We start from the raw sequence: 18,215 nt of genomic DNA, 5'->3' as shown, positions 1-18,215 counted from the left end.
GCCGCCGCCGGAGCGACGCCGGTCGCGCCCCCACGCCTGTGCTGGCGCCGGGGTTGACGCCGGTCACCGCTCGCGCCGCTGTGCCCGCCAGGTGGCGCTGCGCGCTTTGCGTGACCGCGCACGGTCGGCATCGACGATGCCGCACCGCGACCTCCCACGCGTAGGTTCAGCAGTCGGGGTCGTCCGGGAAGGTCAGGTCGCCGAGTCGCCAGCGGCCGTCGACGAAGACGAGCGTGAAGATGTTCGTGGTGGGACGGACGGCCGCTGGATCTCGTCGGGGTTGCCCGGCGGCGTCGGTGACCTGGACCTTGGAGGAGTCGACGCACGCGCCGAGGACGACGCGCGGGGGGTCTTCGGACAGCGCCGACTCGATGACCTCGCTGCTGAGAATCTCCGGCTCACCGGTCTGTGTCCATCCGTTGTCCCGGAGTTCCGCCCGGGCGGCCAACGCGGCGTCGAGGGCGCTGCCGGTGGCGGTCGCCTCCAGCTCGGCCTGGTCCGCCGCGGGAATGTCCTCCTCGGGCCCGAGCTCGCGGCTCTGGACCTGGCTCAGCACCCGGAGATGCTCGCCGACGACGATCGGTGCTGCGGCGTCTCCCTGGCCCGGGTCCGTCACGCGGGGATCCGGGACGTCCGGCGTCACCCGGTCGGCGGGAGCAACCGGCTGGAGCGAAGCCGATGCGTCCTCCGCGGGGTCGGCCGGAGGGTCGGCTTCCCCGGCCGGCTCCTCGGCCGACTCGCGAGGCCCGGGAAGGCCCGCTGCGGCGTCGCCGGTTCCCCCTCCCCGGGTTACCGCCCAGACCGCTCCGGCGAGCACCAGGCACACCAGGAGCACGGCGAGCACCGCACGCCTGACCCTCTTTGTCTGCGATTCGTTCGCCAATACGGGAGTCATGTCGCCCTCGAGGTCATAGTGTGCGGTTCCTGACGGGCGAGCGCCCGACAGCGGAATGCTATTTGCGTCCGTCGTGCCGCCAGGCCCGAACGAGAGCCGACATTTCGTTGATCTGCCCTTTCTTGGTGGGTCCGCGTGAGCCGGGGAGTGCACCGTGGTGATGACCGCCGAGGGCAGCGCCGCCGAGGCCAGAAAGATGGCCCGTGGTGGCGCCGTCTCATTTCTCGGTGCCGCCTTCAGCGCGCTGATGGGCTTCGTGCTCACGGTTATCCTCGGACGACTCCTGGGGGACGGAGGGGCCGGCGTCGTACTGCAGGCTATGGGCGTCTTCATGATCGCGCTCAGCCTGGTCAAGCTCGGCATGGATTCAGCGGCGGTCTGGTACCTGCCACGCGTCGTCCGCACCGACCCGCGGCGGATCCGCGGCGCGCTGCTCCCGCTGCTGCTGCCCGTGGTCGTGGCGGGCACGCTCATCGGCACCGGGGCGGCGTTGTTGGTGGAAGACGTTCTCGGTGCGAACCGCACGGCCCCGCCCTCGTTGCGCGAGGCGATCGAGATCGTCGCCTGGTTCCTTCCCGCCGGGGCGGTCACGATGGTGGCACTCTCGGCCACGCGGGGCCTGGGTGGCGTGCGCGCCTACGTGCTGGCGGGCAACGTCGCCCTCCCGGCGATGCGGCCGGTGGCCGTGTGGGTGGCCGTCGTTGCGGGAACCGGAGCGGTCGGAGCCGCCGCCGGGTGGGCGTTGCCGTTCGTCCCGGTGCTCGCCGTTGCGCTGGTCGTCCTGCGGAGCCAGGTGCGGCGCCACGAACACGGTCAGCGGGGCCGTGTGGTACCGGACAGGTCCACGGTCCGGGCCGTGTTCGGATTCGCCCTCCCGAGAACGATATCGGCAGGGCTCGAGCAGTCGATCCTGTGGCTGGACGTCATCCTCGTCGGTGCGATCGCCGGGTCTTCGGCCGCTGGGGTCTACGGCGCCGCAAGCCGCGTGGTGATGGCCGGCCTCATCGTCGACACCGCGCTGCGGGTGGTCGTCGCGCCACGCATCAGTGACCTCCTGCACGAAGACAGGACCCAGGACGTGCAGGACCTGTACTCCGTGGCGGCCACATGGTTGATGCTCTTCAGCGCCCCCGTCTACATCCTCCTTGCCGTGTTCGCCCCGACTGTGCTGTCCCTGTTCGGTGAGGGCTTCGACGGGGGAGCCTCCGCGTTGCGCATACTCTGTGTGGGCGTGCTCCTCACCCTGTGCGCGGGCAACATCCATTCGGTGCTCTTGATGAGCGGGCGGAGCGGGTGGGCCGCTGCCAACAAGGCCTTGGTGCTCGCTGTCAACGTGCTGGGGAACCTCTTGCTCATCCCGGTCCTCGGGATCGCTGGTGCCGCCGCCGTCTGGGCCTTCAGCATGCTTGCGGACGCGTTGCTGGCGTCCGCCGAGGTGTGGAGGTTCGTCGGAGTCCGGGCGCAGGTGGCGCGGATCGGCTACGTGCTGTGCCTAGCCTCGGTCTGTGCCGGGCTGCCGGCCGGCATCTCGGTGTGGTTGCTGGGCAACACGCTGGGCGCGCTGGCCGCGGCCGCGGCCGGGGCCGGGGTCCTCCTCCTGTTGTGGTTCGTGAAGGACCGCCGCCGGCTGCACCTGGCCGACCTCAGGGTGCTCACCGGCCGGAAGTGACGCCTCATCCCTCGTCAGTACACGTGAAAGGACGTTCGTCGTGGTTGCAGCTGTTTTTGGAATGAAGGACCGCGCCCCGCGATGGGCCAAGGACGCGGCGAACGGGGTGACGCGCCGGTACGCGATGCTGACGGCGTCGTCACGACCGGTGCCCGACTTCCTCGTCATCGGGACGAAGCGCGGCGGGACCACGTCCATGTTCAACTACCTGCTGATGCACCCCGGCATCAGGGGCCTTTTCCCCCAGGTACGCGGCGTTAAGAGCACCGACTACTTCTTCCGGAACTATGGCCGCGGTGAGAGGTGGTACCGCTCGCACTTCCCCTCGGAATCCTACCGGGCGCTCCTGCGTCGGCGCACGGGATACCGGGTGCTGAGCGGTGAGGCTTCCCCGTACTACGTCTGGGACCCGCGGATCGCGCAGCGTGTCCGTGAGCTCGCACCCGAGGTGCGCGCGATTCTCCTGCTGCGTGACCCGGTCGAGCGTGCGTGGTCGCACTACCAGGAGCGCGTCGGCAACGGGCTCGAGCCGCTCGCCTTCCCGGAGGCGCTGGCCCGTGAGGAGGAGCGCACCGCCGGTGAGCTGGAACGGATGCTGGCCGACCCGGGGTACTACAGCCCTGCCTTCGACTACTACAGCTACCGTCAGCGGGGGGTGTACGTCCCGCAGCTGCGGAACTGGTACGCACAATTCCCTGCCGAGCAAGTCCTGGTGCTGCGCGCGGAGGACCTGTATGCCGACGTCCAGCGGACCTTCGACCGTGTGACCGCATTCCTGTCCCTGCCGTCGTTCACCTTGCCGACCACCCGCACGTTCAATGCGAGCACACGCGCGCCCATGCCGGTGGAGGTCCGGAGAGAGCTCGCCGAGTTCTTCGCCCCGCACAACGCCGAGCTGGAGTCCCTGGTCGGCTTTCCGCTCGGATGGGACGACGACCGCTGATCCCCTTCTCGGGGTACGTGACAGCACGCCGGGTGAGCGTCGACCGGAGGAGGGGGCGAGAGCGTGGCGGAAAGCTGTGAGGTGCTCCCGTTGACGCGCGGCAGTGCGAAGCGGCGCGGCAGCGGGCGCCTCCATGTCCGGGTCGTGGTGGCTGCCGCGACGGTTGTGGCCGGTGGACTCGCGCTCGCGGGCACGTCGGAGGGTAACGCCTACCTAGCAGGGTGGGGGCAGCCGGTCTGGCGTGAGGAGTTCAGCGGGACAGGCGTGGACGCGTCCAGGTGGCGGGTGCGCGACGAAACCCGCCTGTCCCACGACGAGGCGGTGATCGAGGCCGACCAGGTGACTGTCCAGGACGGCCACCTGCGGATCACCACCGACCGGCTCCCGGCACCCGTGATGGGCACCGAGCGGCCGCGGCACTTCGAGACCGGCTACATCGACTCGATCGGCACGTTCTCCCAGAAATACGGTCGGTGGGAGATCCGCGCCCGGCTACCCGTGAGACAAGGTGCCTCGAAGGGCGTCTGGCCCGCCTTCTGGCTGCGTGACTCCGCAGGGCCTGGTGAGATCGACATCATGGAGGCCATCGGCGATCCCCACGAGCGGGAGGACGTGCACCCCGCCGGCATTTACTCGATGGCTGTCCACGAGTCGACCAACCATGAGGTCGGCACCAGCAGGATCGAGCACAAGGCCGGTGACATCGTCAGCGACGGTGATTACCACACCTGGGCGCTCGAGTGGACGCCGGACGGCATGCGGTTCTACCTCGACGGCCAGCTGATGTGGGCGCCCGCCGCGGCGGACAACCCCTGGTTCCGCACAGCGTTCACCGATGCCGGGGTCAACATCCGTATCAACACCCAGATGGGTCATGAGTGGATGGGCTACACCGACCCGGAGCGCCCAGAGCTGACGAAGATGCCGGCGCACCTCGACGTCGACTACGTCCGCGTGTGGGAGTACACGGGATGATCGAGCACGAGGTCGCCGGGCGCCGCCGGTCGAGCCGGACCAGTGACGCCGGTCTCAGAGGTTGGCCACTGCCCCGTCCAGTAGCTCGACGAGCTGCCCCGGCGTGATCGACCCGTCGGACCATCCGTCCGAGCCAGCCGCGTAGGTCCACACCCGCTCCGTCAGCGCGACGGCGTACAGCGCTGCGACGTCCGGCCAGCTGGCCATGGGCGTTCCGGCAGCGCGCAGGTGGTCCTGTGCAGCGGCCAGCGCGCCCGGCAAGTGTGCCATGGGCCCCGCTGACCGATCGCGACGGATGCTGACGTTCCAGTGCACGGCGTCCAGACCGGCCACGGCGTCTGATTCGGAGGACTCCCAGTCCCAGCACCACAGCTGGTCCGCACCCTCGCGCGCGAGGTTCCACGGCACGAAGTCGCCGTGCCAGCGCGTCGCGATCCCCGCCACCGCTTGGCGCCGGACGAGGGCTGCCCACGCCCGTTCGACGGCCCCACGCAGCGCCTCGGTACCGGCCTCGTGTGGCAGGGCGTCCAGGCGGCGGCGTACCGCGAGAGCATGGCCCGTGCCGATGACCTCGCCCGTCCGGTGCACGGGCATCAGATCAGCGAGGGTGTCCGGCCCCGGGAGCGCCGCCGGGTCCGACAACGCTCGGACCGAACGGGGCAGCGGCGCCGTGACGACGAACGGCCGCCCCGCCCACTCGCCGGCGCCGATCGCGGCCGGCACCCGGATCCGGCCGGTGCGCCAGGCCACGGCTCGGAGCGCCTCGGTCTCGGCCCGCACCAGGTCCGCGGTGGTGCGGTTCCAGGACGTCTTGGCGTATCCCACCGGCTCGCCATCGGCGTCGAACAGCTGGAGGGTCACCTTGCGGTTGCCACCGAGCACGCCGATCGCGGGACGCAGCCTCGGAAGTCCCAGCTCTCGGCCGATCGATCGCAGGGGCAGGTCCGGAGCCGTCCCGTCCCGCGCCGCGGAGCTGAGGACTTGTACCTCGAGCGCGGAAGCGCCTCCAAGCAGACCCGTGCGTGCCAGCGCGCCGTAGCCGGTTCGCGCCCAACGGGTACGCCGTGAGCGGAGCCGCTTGTAGGTGACGAACGCGGCGGCGGTGACGGCCGGGCGATCTGCCGCGACCAGCAACCTGGGCCGCGCGCTGGGCACAGCGAGGTAGCGCTCCACCGTCGTCCACCTCGGGTCCCGGCGCGGGTTGACGACGACGCGGGCGTGCCCCGTCCGGACAGCGGGCAACCACAGCTGACGAACGAGCTCGTCCAGCGGGCTACCGCCACGACCATTCAGCACGCGTGTGGTCCGGCGAGGTTCCAGCATCGCCCAGCCTCCTCGGCAACAACGGGGTGTTTTCCGGACAGTAATGACCGGTCACTGCATGGCGGACCGCAACGGGTCCGCAGTCATCCCGCAAGGGCCGGTCATCGACCTTCGGCCGGTGAGGGCCCGCATCTAGCGTCGGCCGAACGATCCCCGGCTCGAGGTGGAGCCGGGGTCAGACTCCTCCACTGACCCGCCGGGAGCCCCGATGCGTGCCAAAGTTCTCGCCGCCGCAAGTGCCGGCGCAATCGTCCTCTCCTCCGTGTTGCTGTCCACGTCGGCAGCCGCGGACGTCGTCCTCGACGGAGGCGCCCCGGACCGCGCCGCAGCCTCGTGCTGGGAGGTCAAGCAGCTCAACCCGACGGCCGCCGACGGCGCCTACTGGCTGCTGACGCCGGAGCTGCAGGCGCCCCAGCAGTTCTACTGCGACATGACGACCGATGGCGGTGGCTGGGTCCTCATCGGCGAGGGCCGGGAGGGCTGGCAGGCCTACTACGAGGGCCAGGGCGACGCCGGCGATCTGCTCACCGGCGGGACCGCCTCGATCGACACCGCGCAGCTGCCCTCGAAGACCGTGGACGCACTCCTCGGCGGTGAGAGGGTCGACTCCCTGACGGACGGCATCCGCATCAAGCGGGCCAGGGACGCCGCCGGGAGCCAGTGGCAGGAGGTGCGGTTCGCCTTCACCAGCCGCGACCGCTGGGCCTGGACCATCGGCGCGGGCCACCCCCTGGCCTGGTCGTCCTTCGACGGGCAACGGGTGGACGGGGGCCAGTCGGCGAGCTTCGGCGCCGACACTGCCTACTCGCGGGTAGAGACCACGTACACCAGCGCGCAGCGGTGGACGGGCGGGATGGCCTACGGGGCCCAGGTCACGGGTGAGAACTCGGCGTCGACCTACCTCTGGTCCGCCACGAACGGCGGCGGCAGCGCGCGCCCGTTCGCCCAGATGTTCATCCGTCCGCAGCTGAGGTCCCAGGACCTCCAGTTCGCGGCGATCCCGGACTCGGGGACGGCCCAGAGCGAGAACCGTCCGATGGCAAGTTCGAGAGCCATTGCCAGCCCCTGGGGCGTGACGGGCCACGCGAACGGCGTCTCCACCGGTGAGGGCAATGTTGAGGTGCAGGCCTTCGCCGAGATCGGTGATGTCATGTATGTCGGCGGGAACTTCCAGTTCGCCCAGCGCGGCGCCAACGCCACCGGGACCAACCGGGTCGAGCAGTCCTACCTCGCCGCGTTCAATGCGACCACCGGCGAGTTCATCCGAGGCTTCACCCCCGGCGTCAACGGGATCGTGAAGGCGCTGGCGGCGCTGCCCAACGGCCAGCTCCTCGTCGGCGGTGAGTTCACCCAGGCCAACGGCGCGCCCGCGGCCGGCCTCGTCGCCCTCGACCCGCTCAGCGGGACGACAATCGGCGGCTGGCGCGTGAACCTTGAGAACCGGCTGACCGGCGGGTCCGTGCAGGTGCGGACGTTGTCGGTGGACGGGGACTGGGTCTACCTCGGCGGCGCCTTCACTCACCTGTCCGGCGGTTCCCAAGCTGCGTCGGTGTACGCGCGCAGCGCCGCTCGCGTCTCGGTCGCGAACGGCACCCCGGACGGGCAGTGGAACCCGGAGTTCAACGGCACCGTGGTCTCGGTAGATGCGTCAGACGACGGCACGCGGCTGTACGCCGGGGGCTACTTCGGCACGTCGCAAGGCGCGCCGACATACCGCGCCGCCGCGGTGTTGACCCAGCCGGGCGCCCCGCTGGCCTCGCCGACCTGGGCGCCGGTGTGGAGCGACTTCCGGCCCGAGCGCCAGGCGACCGGCAACTACCAGCAGGCGATCAAGCAGGTCGACGACCGGGTGTGGTCCGGGGGCTCCGAGCACTCGCTGTTCACATTCTCGACAGAGACCTTCGAGCGGTTGTCCGGGAACATCACCCACGACAGGGGGGACTTCCAGGCCATCGACGACGACCGCGGCGTCGTCTATGCGGGGTGCCACTGCAACCAGTGGAACTACTCCGACACGTACACGTGGTCGCGCAGCGGACCGGGGGCCGGTTGGACACAGGCCGACAAGATCGGGTGGTTCGGCGCGTGGGACGCGGACACCGGCAAGGTCCTGCCCGAGTTCAACCCCGTCATCAGCAGCGGGGGGGGCGGGGCGTGGGCCATTCTCGGCGCGGCGGACGGCACGGTTTGGGCAGGCGGCGACTTCTCCGGCGTGCGCACCGCAAACGGCAACTCGTGGGCGGGTGGCTTCGTCCGGTTCCCCCAGGTGGACGCCACGGCACCCGGCCGGCCCGGGAACCTGCGGGTAGTCGCCCAGGACGGGGCATCGGCGACGCTGAGCTGGACGGGTGTGGGGGGCGGCGCACGGTATGAGGTTCTCCGGGACGACCGGGTCATCGCCGTCACCGACGCCACGACCGTCGCAGTGCCGCGCGACGACGCGGACCGCTTCTTCGTCCGGGCGGTGGACGGTGCTGGCAACCGATCGGCAAGCACTCCCGCGCTCGCGCTGGTCACGACGCAGCCGGAGCCGGAGCCGGAGCCGGTCTCGCCCGAGCTCATCGCGGCGGGGTCGGAGTGGCGGTGGTGGTACCAGAGCCAGGCGCCGGCCGCCGGATGGACCGGGGCTGACTTCGACGACTCGGCCTGGTCGACGGGCCCGGCCGTGCTGGGCTTCGGGTCAGCGGGCGTGGCGACGAATATCGACGTCCCCGACGGCACGACGCAACCGATCGTGAGCTACTTCCGCCGTTCCTTCACGGTTCGTGACCCGGGCGCGGTGGGGTCGGTGACGCTCCAGACCGTGGCCGACGACGGGGTGGTGGTCTACGTCAACGGCACCGAGGTGGGGCGGTCGAACATGACCACCGGAACGATCGGGCACAACACCTATGCGAACTCGGCCCGGCGGACCAGCACGGCGAGCGCTTCGCCGGTCACCTTCGAGGTGCCCGCCTCGTTGCTCGTCGCCGGGGAGAATGTCGTCACCGCCTCGGTCCACCTCAACTACCGGAACACACCTGACGCCAGCTTCGACCTCACCGCCACCGCGGTGCCCGACGACGGCACGACGCAGCCGGAGCCGGAGCCGGTCTCGCCCGAGCTCATCGCTGCGGGGTCGGAGTGGCGGTGGTGGTACCAGAGCCAGGCGCCGGCCGCCGGATGGACCGGGGCTGACTTCGACGACTCGGCCTGGTCGACGGGCCCGGCCGTGCTGGGCTTCGGGTCAGCGGGCGTGGCGACGAACATCGACGTCCCCGACGGCACGACGCAACCGATCGTGAGCTACTTCCGCCGTTCCTTCACGGTTCGTGACCCGGGCGCGGTGGGGTCGGTGACGCTCCAGACCGTGGCCGACGACGGGGTGGTGGTCTACGTCAACGGCACCGAGGTGGGGCGGTCGAACATGACCACCGGAACGATCGGGCACAACACCTATGCGAACTCGGCCCGGCGGACCAGCACGGCGAGCGCTTCGCCGGTCACCTTCGAGGTGCCCGCCTCGTTGCTCGTCGCCGGGGAGAATGTCGTCACCGCCTCGGTCCACCTCAACTACCGGAACACACCTGACGCCAGCTTCGACCTCACCGCCACCGCGGCCCCCGCTCGGTGAGGGCGGTCGACGATGGAGCTTTCGGTTCGGCTTCCGGTGCTCGAAATTCCCGTGCACCCCCGCACGTCGGCCGATGTCGTGGACCGCATCGTGGCGCACACCGATCGCGGCCCAGAGCCGTTCGTCATCGGCAACCTCAACCTGCACGGCCTGTACCTCTACCTGTCAGATGCCACCTTCCGGCAGTACTGCCGCAGGGCGGACTGGGTAATCGTCGACGGCTGGCCGATCTGGCTCCTGGCGCGGCTGAGGAGCCGCCGGCTGTCGGTGGCGACCCGGATAGGCAGCACCGACTGGCTGTTCTCCCTGTTCGACCGGGAGACGGACATCACCATCGCCGCGGTGGGTGGGGCTCCCGAGTCCTCCCGGCTCGCCTACGCCGCGGTTCGGGAGAAGCACCCCGCGGTCACCTGGATGCCGTTCGACGGGTTCTCTTTCCGCTGGCAGGGGGACCCCGAGGAGGAGCATTCCCTGGGAGACGCCTTGCGAAAGGCCGACCTGGTCATCGTCGGACTGGGTATGCCCCGGCAGGAGGCATGGATCCTCGAGCACTCCGGGGAGCTCGTCGGCAAGACGGTCGCCAACGTCGGCGGCTGCATCGACTACATCGGTGGCACGCAGCATCTGGCGCCACGCTGGCTGGGCCGGGTCGGTCTGGAGTGGGGGTACCGGCTGCTCGCTGACCCGCGACGGCTGGCGTCGCGCTACCTCATCGAGCCTTTCAAGCTTGTGGGGCTGGTTGTCTTGCGTCCCGATCTTCGGTTGCCCGGGCTCAGCGATCGGTAGGAGCCGCGACGTCGACGTCGAGTTGCCGGTCGAGGAATCCGGGCCGCGAGGCCCTCGGGGCATGGCGAGCCGGGCCGGCCGATGGGGAGCTGGGGTACACAGCCCCGACTGCACGGCCGCCCAAGCCACTGTTCAGGAGCTCCTGCCTCTCGGCCTCACGGCCGGCCAAACTTCGCACGGGGCCACGACCGGTCGGGCAGTCAGCATGGACACGGCGGGAGAGCCCGCCGGCCCGGCAGGTCTTCGGTCCGGAGGCGGTGCGCCGGTTGATCTCAGGCGTTCCCCGGTCGCGCCAGGCTTGGTCGCGCGCGCCCCGCGGCCGCAGCGTGGCTCCCTGGGCCACCCTTGCCCCGGACTCAACGCTCCGCATGAGAAGGACGCGACGCGGAGGGGTCCCGAGCGCAACCTCGCGCTGAGTGGCGTTGGCCTTGATCAATCCTTCGCACGGCCGTCCCGCATCAGCCGTCCATGCGGAGGAACACGTTGTCGACGTGCCCGTTGAACTGGTCCGGAGACCACGTGGCAATCTCGCCCGTCGGGGTCATCTTTCCGCCGACCGTCATGGGCGTGGACGGGCTCGCCGTTGCGACATGCCCCGTGGGTGCCTCGACGGAGTTCTTCGTCATGCTGACGGAGCCGTCTGGCCCGTACTCACCGACGGCGATGGAGACCGTGCTGCCCGAGCGTTCGCACTTCACGCGATACCAGCCCTCAGTGTTCACGGTCACCTCGGAACGTACGGTGACATGACCGGCCGTTCCGGCGACCGAGCATGCCGGCACCCGCTTGTCGATCTCGATCTTGTACTGACCGGCGTCGTCGGCGAGCCCGCGCTGGACGAGGTTGTCGCCGTTGTCGAATTCCGAGGCGCCGAGGGTCCCATCAAGGCGGAAGTCGGCTCCGAAGGCGAAGTTACGCGCTCCCGGGCTGAGCGCGTCATCGCTCGTGGTGTTCCAGATGCCGAGGACGGCCACCGGGGAGGGATCCTCCCCGGCCGCGGGGAAGCGGACTGCGTGCCCCTGCCCGTCACGCGCAGCCGCGGAGACCATCGCGCCACCGTTCAACGTGCGTACCTCCGCGCGAACCTCCGCGTATCCGCGGTTCGTCGCCGCCATCTGGGCGGCACCGAGCTCGGAGGAGGTGTCGTCGAAGCGGAGTCTGACGGCGTCGGTGACGGGGTCTTTCGCGGCGCCGGCGGCGACGCCTCCGGACAGGGCGCAGGCAATCGTCGTCGCGGTGGCCAGCAAGTTCAGGGCGCGTCTCATGGGTTGCTCCTAGGTCCCTTGTGATAAACGTCAGGTGTCGACGAGCGTCCAGCAGTTAACATGTGTCCGCAACTCGAAAACCGACACGTGATGCTCACCTCCGCGCTGGCTGGAGCACCCGTTCGGTGACGAGTCGCGCGCCATCCTTGGCCGTGGTGACGGAGGTGTCGATCACCAGATCGGCGTCGCCCGGCTCCTCGTACGGGTCGGAGACGCCCGTGAACGCGGGTATGAGCCCGGCGCGAGCCTGGGCGTACAGACCTTTGCGGTCACGCCGCTCACACTCCTCGAGGGGTGTCGCCACGTGCACGAGGAGGAATCGCCCCGCCTCCTCGGCCATCGCCCGAACCTCCTGGCGCACGGCGTCGTAAGGGGCGATTGGTGCGCAGAGCGCGATCCCACCGTGGCGGGCCGCGAGGGCGGCCACCCAGCCGATCCGTCGGACGTTGAGCTCACGGTCGGCCGGCGAGAATCCGAGACCCGAGCTCAGCATGAGGCGGACCTCGTCGCCGTCCAGGAGCGTGACACACCGGTCCGTCTTGGTACGGAGCTCGTCGGACACCGCCCGCGCGAGTGTCGATTTCCCTGAGCCGGACAACCCGGTCAGCAGAACGACGGTCCCCTCGGTTGCGGCCCCGTGCGGCGTGGCCGACGGGGTCGGAAAGGTCAGCACCTGCGCGCCGTGCGCCAGACGGGTGAGCACGTGCTTCAGGACCGTGGGTGCGGCGGCCTCGGCCGGGACGACGAGTAGCCGGACCTCTGCGTCGGGCAGGTGCGTCATCGAGGCATCGAGTGTGGCGAGCACGGCCGGGGCCCGCTGCTCCTCGGGGCTCCCCGCCAGTGCCACGAGCACCACGAGCACGCGACCGTTGCGCACTCCGGGGTGCGCGCTCAGTTCCGAAACCTGTGGCCCGGTGGGTTCTGCATGAAAGATGGCCACCAGCGCGGGTCGTTCGTGCTCGGACGGCACCGGCGCGGTGATGCGTCGACGCCGCGCCGGGCCGTGCTCGGCGCGGCGTTCGCGCGCGGCCTGCCCCGCCAGCCAGACCTCGCCGTCCTCATGAGCGGTGGCGGTCGGCCGGAGCTGTGCGAGAGGAGTGCCCTGAGGGTCGGTGAGGAGCAGGCCGCCGGCCAGCGTGGCGCGGGAGGCGACTTCGGGCGGCACGCGCAGAGTCGGATGCGCCGGCCAGTCCGCCGGCCCCTGACCGGGTAGGCAGTAGGCATCGGCGGGGGCGAGCAGTCCTCCCAGCATCAGCTCGAGGACGGCGAGCTCCTCCGGCCGGAGAACGTGCCGGGGCAGCGCGAGCGGTACCGCCTTGCTCATCGCGCCACCCCTGCTCGCTGCGCCTGCGAGCTGCGCTTCTCGGTGACGGCCAGCGCCGGGAACCCGTGCCGCCGTCTGACCACCATCCACAGCGACGGGCCGAGCAGCAGGGCAAGCAGGAGGGCCCCCGCCGTCGCCCCGTTGCCGACGCCGAGCATCTTCAGCGCGGAGGCGAGGAGCACGAACGCCAGCGCCCGACGGATGAACCCGCCAGTGAGCCGGGAAGAAAGCTGTGCACCCAGGTACACGCCCGGGATGCTGCCGATAAGCAGCGGGAGCGTCACGCCCAGGTCGAAGTCGCCGAACAGGACGTGGCCCAGAGCAGCAGCCGCAACCAGGGGGACCGCTTGGACGAGGTCGGTCCCCACGAGCTGGCTCGCCTTCAGGCCCGGGTAGAGCATCATCAGGCCGATGATGATGAGGGAGCCGGAGCCGACGGACGTCATGCCGACTATCAGGCCTCCGGTGACCCCCAGTGCGATCGTGGTCGGGATTCTGACCCGGACCTCAGGTCGGTCCTGGGGCAGGGCGGGCGCCGTCCCGTCACGGCGTCGAGCTCTCTCGACGAGCCGGAGGTAGGCCCTGACGGTGAGCCCCGCGGCTGTGATCAGTAACGCGAGACCCAGAGCCGTCTTGATGATCTCCTGCACCGACTCCCCGGTCCCGAGCTGCTTGAGCACGATGACTCCGAGGAAGGCTGCCGGCACTGAACCGACGCACAGCCATTTCACCAGCTGCAGGTTCACCGTCCCATGACGCAGGTGCACGACGGACCCGACGGGCTTCATCACGGCACTGGCAACCAGATCACTCGAGACGGCCGCCAGCGGCGGCACGTTGAAGAAGAGCACGAGCACCGGGGTCATCAGGGCACCGCCCCCCATCCCGGTGAGGCCGACCACAAGCCCGATGCCCGCCGCAGCGAGGATCAGCGTCAAGTCCATGGGCGCAAGGGTGCCCACCGCCAGACGTACCATCGGGGGGTTTGACGCGCCGGCGCCCGTAAGCAATCCGCAAGATCTCTCTTGCGGACCGCGTGAGTGGCCGGGCGGATACCGGGTCAAACCCGCGAGGCCGGGAGGAGGAAAACGATGAGTGTGGGGGGCATGGGCGGGGGCCACATGGGTGGGCCCGGCGGCTTCGCGCGCACCCTGCGGCAAGACTCCTCGATCAAGGACCACCGGCTCAAGCTCGGGACCACCCGGAGGGTCATGGAGTATGCACGGCCCTACCGCTTCCAGATAGCAGCCTTCTTGCTGTTGGTAGTCTTTGGCGCCCTGCTCGTAGTGGCCACGCCGCTGCTGCTGCAGCGCATCATCGACGACGGCGTCAGCCGGGGTGACCGCAGGCTGGTGGTCCTGCTCGCGGGGTTGGTGGCTGTGGTCGCCGTCGCGGAGGCCGCGCTGAACCTGGTTCAACGGTGGTTCTCGGCGCGCATCGGTGAGGGCCTCATCTACGACCTTCGCACGGACGTCTTCGCTCACGTGCAGCAGCAGTCGATCGCCTTCTTCACCCGTAGCCAGACCGGCTCGCTCGTCACCCGGCTGAACTCCGACGTGATCGGCGCCCAGCGTGCCTTTACCACCACGCTCTCCGGCGTCGTCTCCAACGTGATATCCGTGGCGGTGGTGCTGGGTACCATGCTCGTGCTCTCCTGGCAGATCACGCTCGTCGCGCTGCTGGTGGTGCCGGCGCTGCTGCTCCCCGCACGTCGCGTGGGACGCCGCCTGGCAGCGCTCAACCGCCGTGACATGGAGCTCAATGCCGAGCTCGGGAACCGGATGACCGAGCGGTTCAATGTCGGAGGCGCGCTTCTCGTCAAGATTTTCGGCACACCTGAGCAAGAGCAGGCGGAGTTCGGCTCCAAGGCCGCCGACGTACGGGACATCGGTATCCGGACCGCCATGTCCAGCCGTGTCTTCTTCGCCGCGCTAGCAGCTATGGCGTCGCTGGCGACGGCACTGGTCTACGGGGTCGGAGGCGTGCTCGCGATCGAGGGCGAGGTCACGGTCGGCACGCTCGTCGCGTTCGCCGGGTTGCTGGGCCGTCTGTACGGACCTGTCACGGCCCTGAGTAGCGTCCAGGTCGACGTGATGAGCGCGCTCGTGAGCTTTGAGCGCGTCTTCGAGGTGCTCGACCTCAAACCGCTCATCACCGACGCGACCGACGCCGTCAACCTCCCGCCGGGGCCCTTGTCGGTCGAGCTGGATGACGTCCACTTCGCCTACCCCGCCGCCGACAAGGTGGGCCTTCGCTCTCTGGAAGGAGGCACGGCGACGTCTCAGCCCGCGGCGGGCGGCACCCGTGTCGTCCACGCTTCGAACGGCCGGTTCGACGGCCAGCCCGACCCGGCCCTCCCCGCGGCTCCGTCATCGGGGGAGGTCCTTCGGGGCATCAGCTTGTCCGTGGAGGCCGGGTCGATGCTGGCCCTCGTCGGGCCCTCCGGGGCCGGCAAGACGACCCTGTCCACCCTGGTCGCCCGGCTCTATGACCCCACCTCGGGAACGGTCCTCGTGGGCGGGATGGACGTGCGCCGCGTCCGGCAGGCGAGCCTGCACGAGGCGGTGGGCGTGGTGACACAGGACGCCCACCTCTTCCACGACACCGTCCGCGCCAACCTGCTCTACGCGCACCCCGATGCCACTGACGACGAGCTCCATGCCGCCCTTCGCGCCGCGCACGTGGAAGGGCTGATCCAGCGGCTGCCCGAGGGGCTGGACACCGTCGTCGGTGACAGGGGCCACCGCCTCTCCGGCGGCGAGAAGCAGCGGGTCGCCATCGCTCGGTTGCTACTTCGTTCCCCGCGCGTTGTGGTGCTGGACGAGGCGACGGCGCACCTAGATTCTGAGTCGGAGGCGGCGGTCCAGCTCGCGCTGGACTCGGCGATGATCGGGCGCACCTCGATCGTGATCGCGCACAGGTTGTCCACCGTCCGCAAGGCGGACTCGATCGCCGTCATCGACGCCGGTCGGGTTGTCGAGCGAGGTACGCATGCCGAGCTTCTCGCCGCCGGCGGGCTGTACGCGGACCTCTACGAGACGCAATTCGCCACCCAGGACGCCTGACCGGGACGCCGCGCCGGCCCTGACAGCCGAGCGGTGGCTTGATCTCCCCGGGACGTCTCGTCGTGTGTACTGCCTACCGAGCACCATGGCGTCGTGCGAGTCGTGATATCTGCAGGCGCGCCGGTGATGCCGACAGAGCCCACCCAATCCCACCAGCGGCTCAGCGCGTATCCCAGGACGACCGAGAGGGGCTGACATGTTCGACGTCGTCCAGGGTCTGCCACTGCACGTCCTCGTGGTGCACGCCGTGGTGGTGCTGATCCCGCTCGCCGCGGTCGGGACCATCGCCGTCGCGGCGGTGCCGCGATGGAGGCGCCCCTACGCCCCGGTCGTCGCCCTGCTCGCCACCGCGGCGCTGGCGGTGATCCCGGTGGCGACGCGGAGCGGCCTGGCGCTGATGCGGCGTGTGGGGCCGCCGGACGGTGCGCACCAGGCCCTTGGTCAGCAGCTGTTCTGGTACGTGCTGCCTCTCGCGGTGCTGCTCTGGCTGCTCGTCGTGGTCGACCGGAGGGAACGCCGCCGGGCGCCGCACCAGGCCGTCGCCCCCGTCGGCGCGGCACGGCGCGGTCCGGTGGCCGCGGGGGAGCCGGCACGCGAGGGGCTCACGGGCACGGGCTACCGCCCGGCGGCCCGCGCGAGCCGGGGCGTTAGCACCCTGGTCGCGGTCCTTGCGCTGGTCGCCGCGCTCGCCGCGGGCTTCCAGGTCTACCGGGTCGGCGACAGCGGCGCCCGGTCCGTCTGGGGCGGCGTCGCCGAGGGCCAGTCCGCGCCGAGCACCTTCCAGGAACTGGGAGCCGCGAGCTGACGAGCGAGCGCCGAGCAGTGCCGCCGCGGCCACGAGGGTCGCTGCCGGGCGGGCGGGGGCAGCTACCCGCCCGTCCGTCCAGCAGGGCCGCGCTCCTGCAGTCGTCGTGACGGTGCCCCGGGCGCTCGGAGCGTAGTCATGCCGTCACGGTGATCTCGTGCACCTCGTCGGCGGGATGGCCGGTCCGCTCGTGGATACGCCGAACGGCGTCGGCGCTTGGAGCCTCGGACAGACAGAAGACATGTCCGGTCCTGGGATCTGCCCACGCGTGCTGGAAATCGACCCCCTCGTCGCCCTGGATCTCCACGTCCGCCTGGTGCGCCGCGGCGAGCTCCTCGGCGGTCACTCCGACCATGTGGGTGTGCACGTCCATGAACTGCGGCATCTTGGACCTTCTTCCCATGAGGCACCGTGCAGACACCCGAAGAGCCGCCGAACGGGTCGACCGCACTAGGGCGTGTCTCTTAATGCGTTGAGCCAGATGGTGATCGCTCGCAGGACGACGCCGCCGCGGTAGGTCAGCGCGAGCTTGTCGTAGCGGGTGGCCAGGGCGCGCCACTGCTTGAAGACGTTGAAGGAGCGTTCGACGACGTTGCGCCGCTTGTAGGCCTCTTCGTCGTAGGTGACGGGCCGGCCGCCCTTGGAACCGCGGCGCTTGCGGTTGGCGATCTGGTCGGAGCGTTCGGGGATGACGGCCTGGATGCCGCGCCGGCGCAGCAGCGCCCGGTTCGCCCGGGAGGAGTAGGCCTTGTCGGCCAGGGCCCGCACCGGCGTGGTCCGGGCCCGCCCAGGACCCAGCCGGGGCACGCGCACAGAGTTCATCAGGTGCTCGAACATTGGCGAGTCCCCGCCCTGCCCGGGTCCGAGCACCATCACCAGCGGGCGCATGTTGCCGTCGCAGACGTGGTGGATCTTCGTGCTCAGTCCGCCGCGGGAGCGGCCGATGGCGTGATCAGGCGGCTCCTCGCCGGGTTTCATGTAATTCGACAGCTCCCCCTGTGTCCCTCGGGAGGTTCGTGGCGTGCTGGTGGGCACGGTTGATCGTGGAGTCCACCGACACCTCCCAGTTGACCAGTCCGGCCGCATCCGCCTGCGCGAGCAGGGCGGTGAGGATCTTGTCCCAGGTCCCGTCGCCGCTGAAGCGGCGGTGCCGCTTCCACACCGTCTGCCACGGGCCGAAGCACTCGGGCAGGTCCCGCCAGGCGATCCCGGTGCGGTAGCGGTAGACGATGCCCTCCACCACCGCGCGGTGGTCCCGGAACCGCCGTCCCCGACGGCCCTCCGAGGACGGCATCAACGGCTCGATCAACTCCCACTGGGCATCCGTCAGCACGGCATAACGTGACACCACCGCAGCGTTTCAGCCCAACGGCTCGACTATTGGGAGACACGCCCTAGTCGGTTCTGCCCTGGCACAGGAATTCTCTGGAGCCTGGAGAGGGGTGTCAATGGGCCGTGAGCCTCGGCTGCCTGGCCGTGCGCGCCTCGATCATCCCGCTGTGGTTCATGCTGCTCGTCGTGCCGCCCACGGTGGTAACAGCGACCACCGCGG

Annotated in this window: 14 protein-coding genes; 7 read left to right on the top strand and 7 right to left on the bottom strand. The window is 70.2% G+C overall.

The annotated features are described in order from the left end of the window. Positions 1-166: 166 nt before the first annotated feature. Positions 167-616 carry a hypothetical protein gene (locus tag ACF0H8_RS17900; RefSeq protein WP_395290227.1) on the bottom strand — a complete coding sequence of 150 codons (450 nt, stop codon included), beginning with the start codon at positions 614-616 and terminating at the stop codon, positions 167-169. 439 nt (positions 617-1,055) lie between these two features. On the opposite strand from ACF0H8_RS17900, the gene ACF0H8_RS17895 reads away from it, so the two are divergent. The 3 genes from ACF0H8_RS17895 (at position 1,056) to ACF0H8_RS17885 (ending at position 4,482) form a co-directional block, all read left to right on the top strand. Further along, positions 1,056-2,564: an oligosaccharide flippase family protein gene (locus ACF0H8_RS17895; protein WP_395290925.1), complete on the top strand. Its 1,509-nt coding sequence runs from the start codon at positions 1,056-1,058 to the stop codon at positions 2,562-2,564. A 40-nt stretch (positions 2,565-2,604) separates the two neighbouring features. After that, on the top strand, positions 2,605-3,507 hold the full coding sequence (locus tag ACF0H8_RS17890; protein WP_395290226.1) for a sulfotransferase: 903 nt from the start codon (positions 2,605-2,607) through the stop codon (positions 3,505-3,507). 285 nt (positions 3,508-3,792) lie between these two features. Beyond that, positions 3,793-4,482 (top strand): family 16 glycosylhydrolase, encoded by a 690-nt coding sequence (locus ACF0H8_RS17885; protein ID WP_395290225.1) that lies wholly within the window; start codon positions 3,793-3,795, stop codon positions 4,480-4,482. A 54-nt stretch (positions 4,483-4,536) separates the two neighbouring features. On the opposite strand, the gene ACF0H8_RS17880 is transcribed toward ACF0H8_RS17885, so the two are convergent. After that, a complete protein-coding gene (locus tag ACF0H8_RS17880) occupies positions 4,537-5,805 on the bottom strand; it encodes a hypothetical protein (RefSeq protein ID WP_395290224.1) in 1,269 nt (422 codons plus the stop codon). Positions 5,806-6,013: 208 nt separating this feature from the next. Here ACF0H8_RS17880 and ACF0H8_RS17875 point away from each other — a divergent pair, with 208 nt between their 5' ends. Further along, a complete protein-coding gene (locus ACF0H8_RS17875; protein ID WP_395290223.1) occupies positions 6,014-9,418 on the top strand; it encodes a fibrinogen-like YCDxxxxGGGW domain-containing protein in 3,405 nt (1,134 codons plus the stop codon). 36 nt (positions 9,419-9,454) lie between these two features. Further along, positions 9,455-10,204, top strand: coding sequence for a WecB/TagA/CpsF family glycosyltransferase (locus ACF0H8_RS17870; RefSeq protein WP_395290222.1), 750 nt, complete (start codon positions 9,455-9,457; stop codon positions 10,202-10,204). Between the two features lie 458 nt (positions 10,205-10,662). Here the strand turns inward: ACF0H8_RS17870 and ACF0H8_RS17865 are convergent, their stop codons facing one another. From ACF0H8_RS17865 to ACF0H8_RS17855, 3 genes are all read right to left on the bottom strand, one after another. Further along, positions 10,663-11,469 carry a hypothetical protein gene (locus ACF0H8_RS17865; RefSeq protein ID WP_395290221.1) on the bottom strand — a complete coding sequence of 269 codons (807 nt, stop codon included), beginning with the start codon at positions 11,467-11,469 and terminating at the stop codon, positions 10,663-10,665. A 94-nt stretch (positions 11,470-11,563) separates the two neighbouring features. Beyond that, positions 11,564-12,793 carry an adenylyl-sulfate kinase gene (gene cysC, locus ACF0H8_RS17860; RefSeq protein WP_395290220.1) on the bottom strand — a complete coding sequence of 410 codons (1,230 nt, stop codon included), beginning with the start codon at positions 12,791-12,793 and terminating at the stop codon, positions 11,564-11,566. After that, a complete protein-coding gene (locus ACF0H8_RS17855) occupies positions 12,790-13,737 on the bottom strand; it encodes a sulfite exporter TauE/SafE family protein (RefSeq protein WP_395290219.1) in 948 nt (315 codons plus the stop codon). The genes cysC and ACF0H8_RS17855 overlap by 4 nt, the downstream gene beginning before the upstream one ends. Positions 13,738-13,884: 147 nt before the next feature. Here ACF0H8_RS17855 and ACF0H8_RS17850 point away from each other — a divergent pair, with 147 nt between their 5' ends. After that, positions 13,885-15,858, top strand: coding sequence for an ABC transporter ATP-binding protein (locus ACF0H8_RS17850; RefSeq protein WP_395290218.1), 1,974 nt, complete (start codon positions 13,885-13,887; stop codon positions 15,856-15,858). 196 nt (positions 15,859-16,054) lie between these two features. Then, positions 16,055-16,663, top strand: coding sequence for a DUF2231 domain-containing protein (locus tag ACF0H8_RS17845; RefSeq protein WP_395290217.1), 609 nt, complete (start codon positions 16,055-16,057; stop codon positions 16,661-16,663). 136 nt (positions 16,664-16,799) lie between these two features. On the opposite strand, the gene ACF0H8_RS17840 is transcribed toward ACF0H8_RS17845, so the two are convergent. After that, positions 16,800-17,048 (bottom strand): SCO4226 family nickel-binding protein, encoded by a 249-nt coding sequence (locus ACF0H8_RS17840; RefSeq protein ID WP_395290216.1) that lies wholly within the window; start codon positions 17,046-17,048, stop codon positions 16,800-16,802. Positions 17,049-17,113: 65 nt separating this feature from the next. Then, a protein-coding gene (locus ACF0H8_RS17835; RefSeq protein ID WP_395290924.1) for an IS5 family transposase occupies positions 17,114-18,011 on the bottom strand; the annotation gives its coding sequence in 2 pieces (ribosomal slippage) (positions 17,114-17,674 and positions 17,676-18,011; 897 coding nt in all). Between the last annotated feature and the right edge of the window lie 204 nt (positions 18,012-18,215).

This window comes from Georgenia sp. AZ-5, assembly GCF_043952095.1.
GTDB lineage: Bacteria > Actinomycetota > Actinomycetes > Actinomycetales > Actinomycetaceae > Georgenia.
Note: the sequence above shows the minus strand (reverse complement) of the source record. Positions and strands in the feature narration are given on the sequence as shown.

What these genes read in the sequence shown, in the direction of transcription:
- ACF0H8_RS17895 (WP_395290925.1), top strand. Translation starts at nt 1,056, where the DNA reads ATGACCGCCGAGGGCAGCGCCGCCGAGGCCAGAAAGATGGCCCGTGGT.
- ACF0H8_RS17880 (WP_395290224.1), bottom strand. Translation starts at nt 5,805, where the DNA reads ATGCTGGAACCTCGCCGGACCACACGCGTGCTGAATGGTCGTGGCGGT.
- ACF0H8_RS17875 (WP_395290223.1), top strand. Translation starts at nt 6,014, where the DNA reads ATGCGTGCCAAAGTTCTCGCCGCCGCAAGTGCCGGCGCAATCGTCCTC.
- ACF0H8_RS17865 (WP_395290221.1), bottom strand. Translation starts at nt 11,469, where the DNA reads ATGAGACGCGCCCTGAACTTGCTGGCCACCGCGACGACGATTGCCTGC.
- cysC (WP_395290220.1), bottom strand. Translation starts at nt 12,793, where the DNA reads ATGAGCAAGGCGGTACCGCTCGCGCTGCCCCGGCACGTTCTCCGGCCG.
- ACF0H8_RS17855 (WP_395290219.1), bottom strand. Translation starts at nt 13,737, where the DNA reads ATGGACTTGACGCTGATCCTCGCTGCGGCGGGCATCGGGCTTGTGGTC.
- ACF0H8_RS17850 (WP_395290218.1), top strand. Translation starts at nt 13,885, where the DNA reads ATGAGTGTGGGGGGCATGGGCGGGGGCCACATGGGTGGGCCCGGCGGC.
- ACF0H8_RS17845 (WP_395290217.1), top strand. Translation starts at nt 16,055, where the DNA reads ATGTTCGACGTCGTCCAGGGTCTGCCACTGCACGTCCTCGTGGTGCAC.
- ACF0H8_RS17840 (WP_395290216.1), bottom strand. Translation starts at nt 17,048, where the DNA reads ATGCCGCAGTTCATGGACGTGCACACCCACATGGTCGGAGTGACCGCC.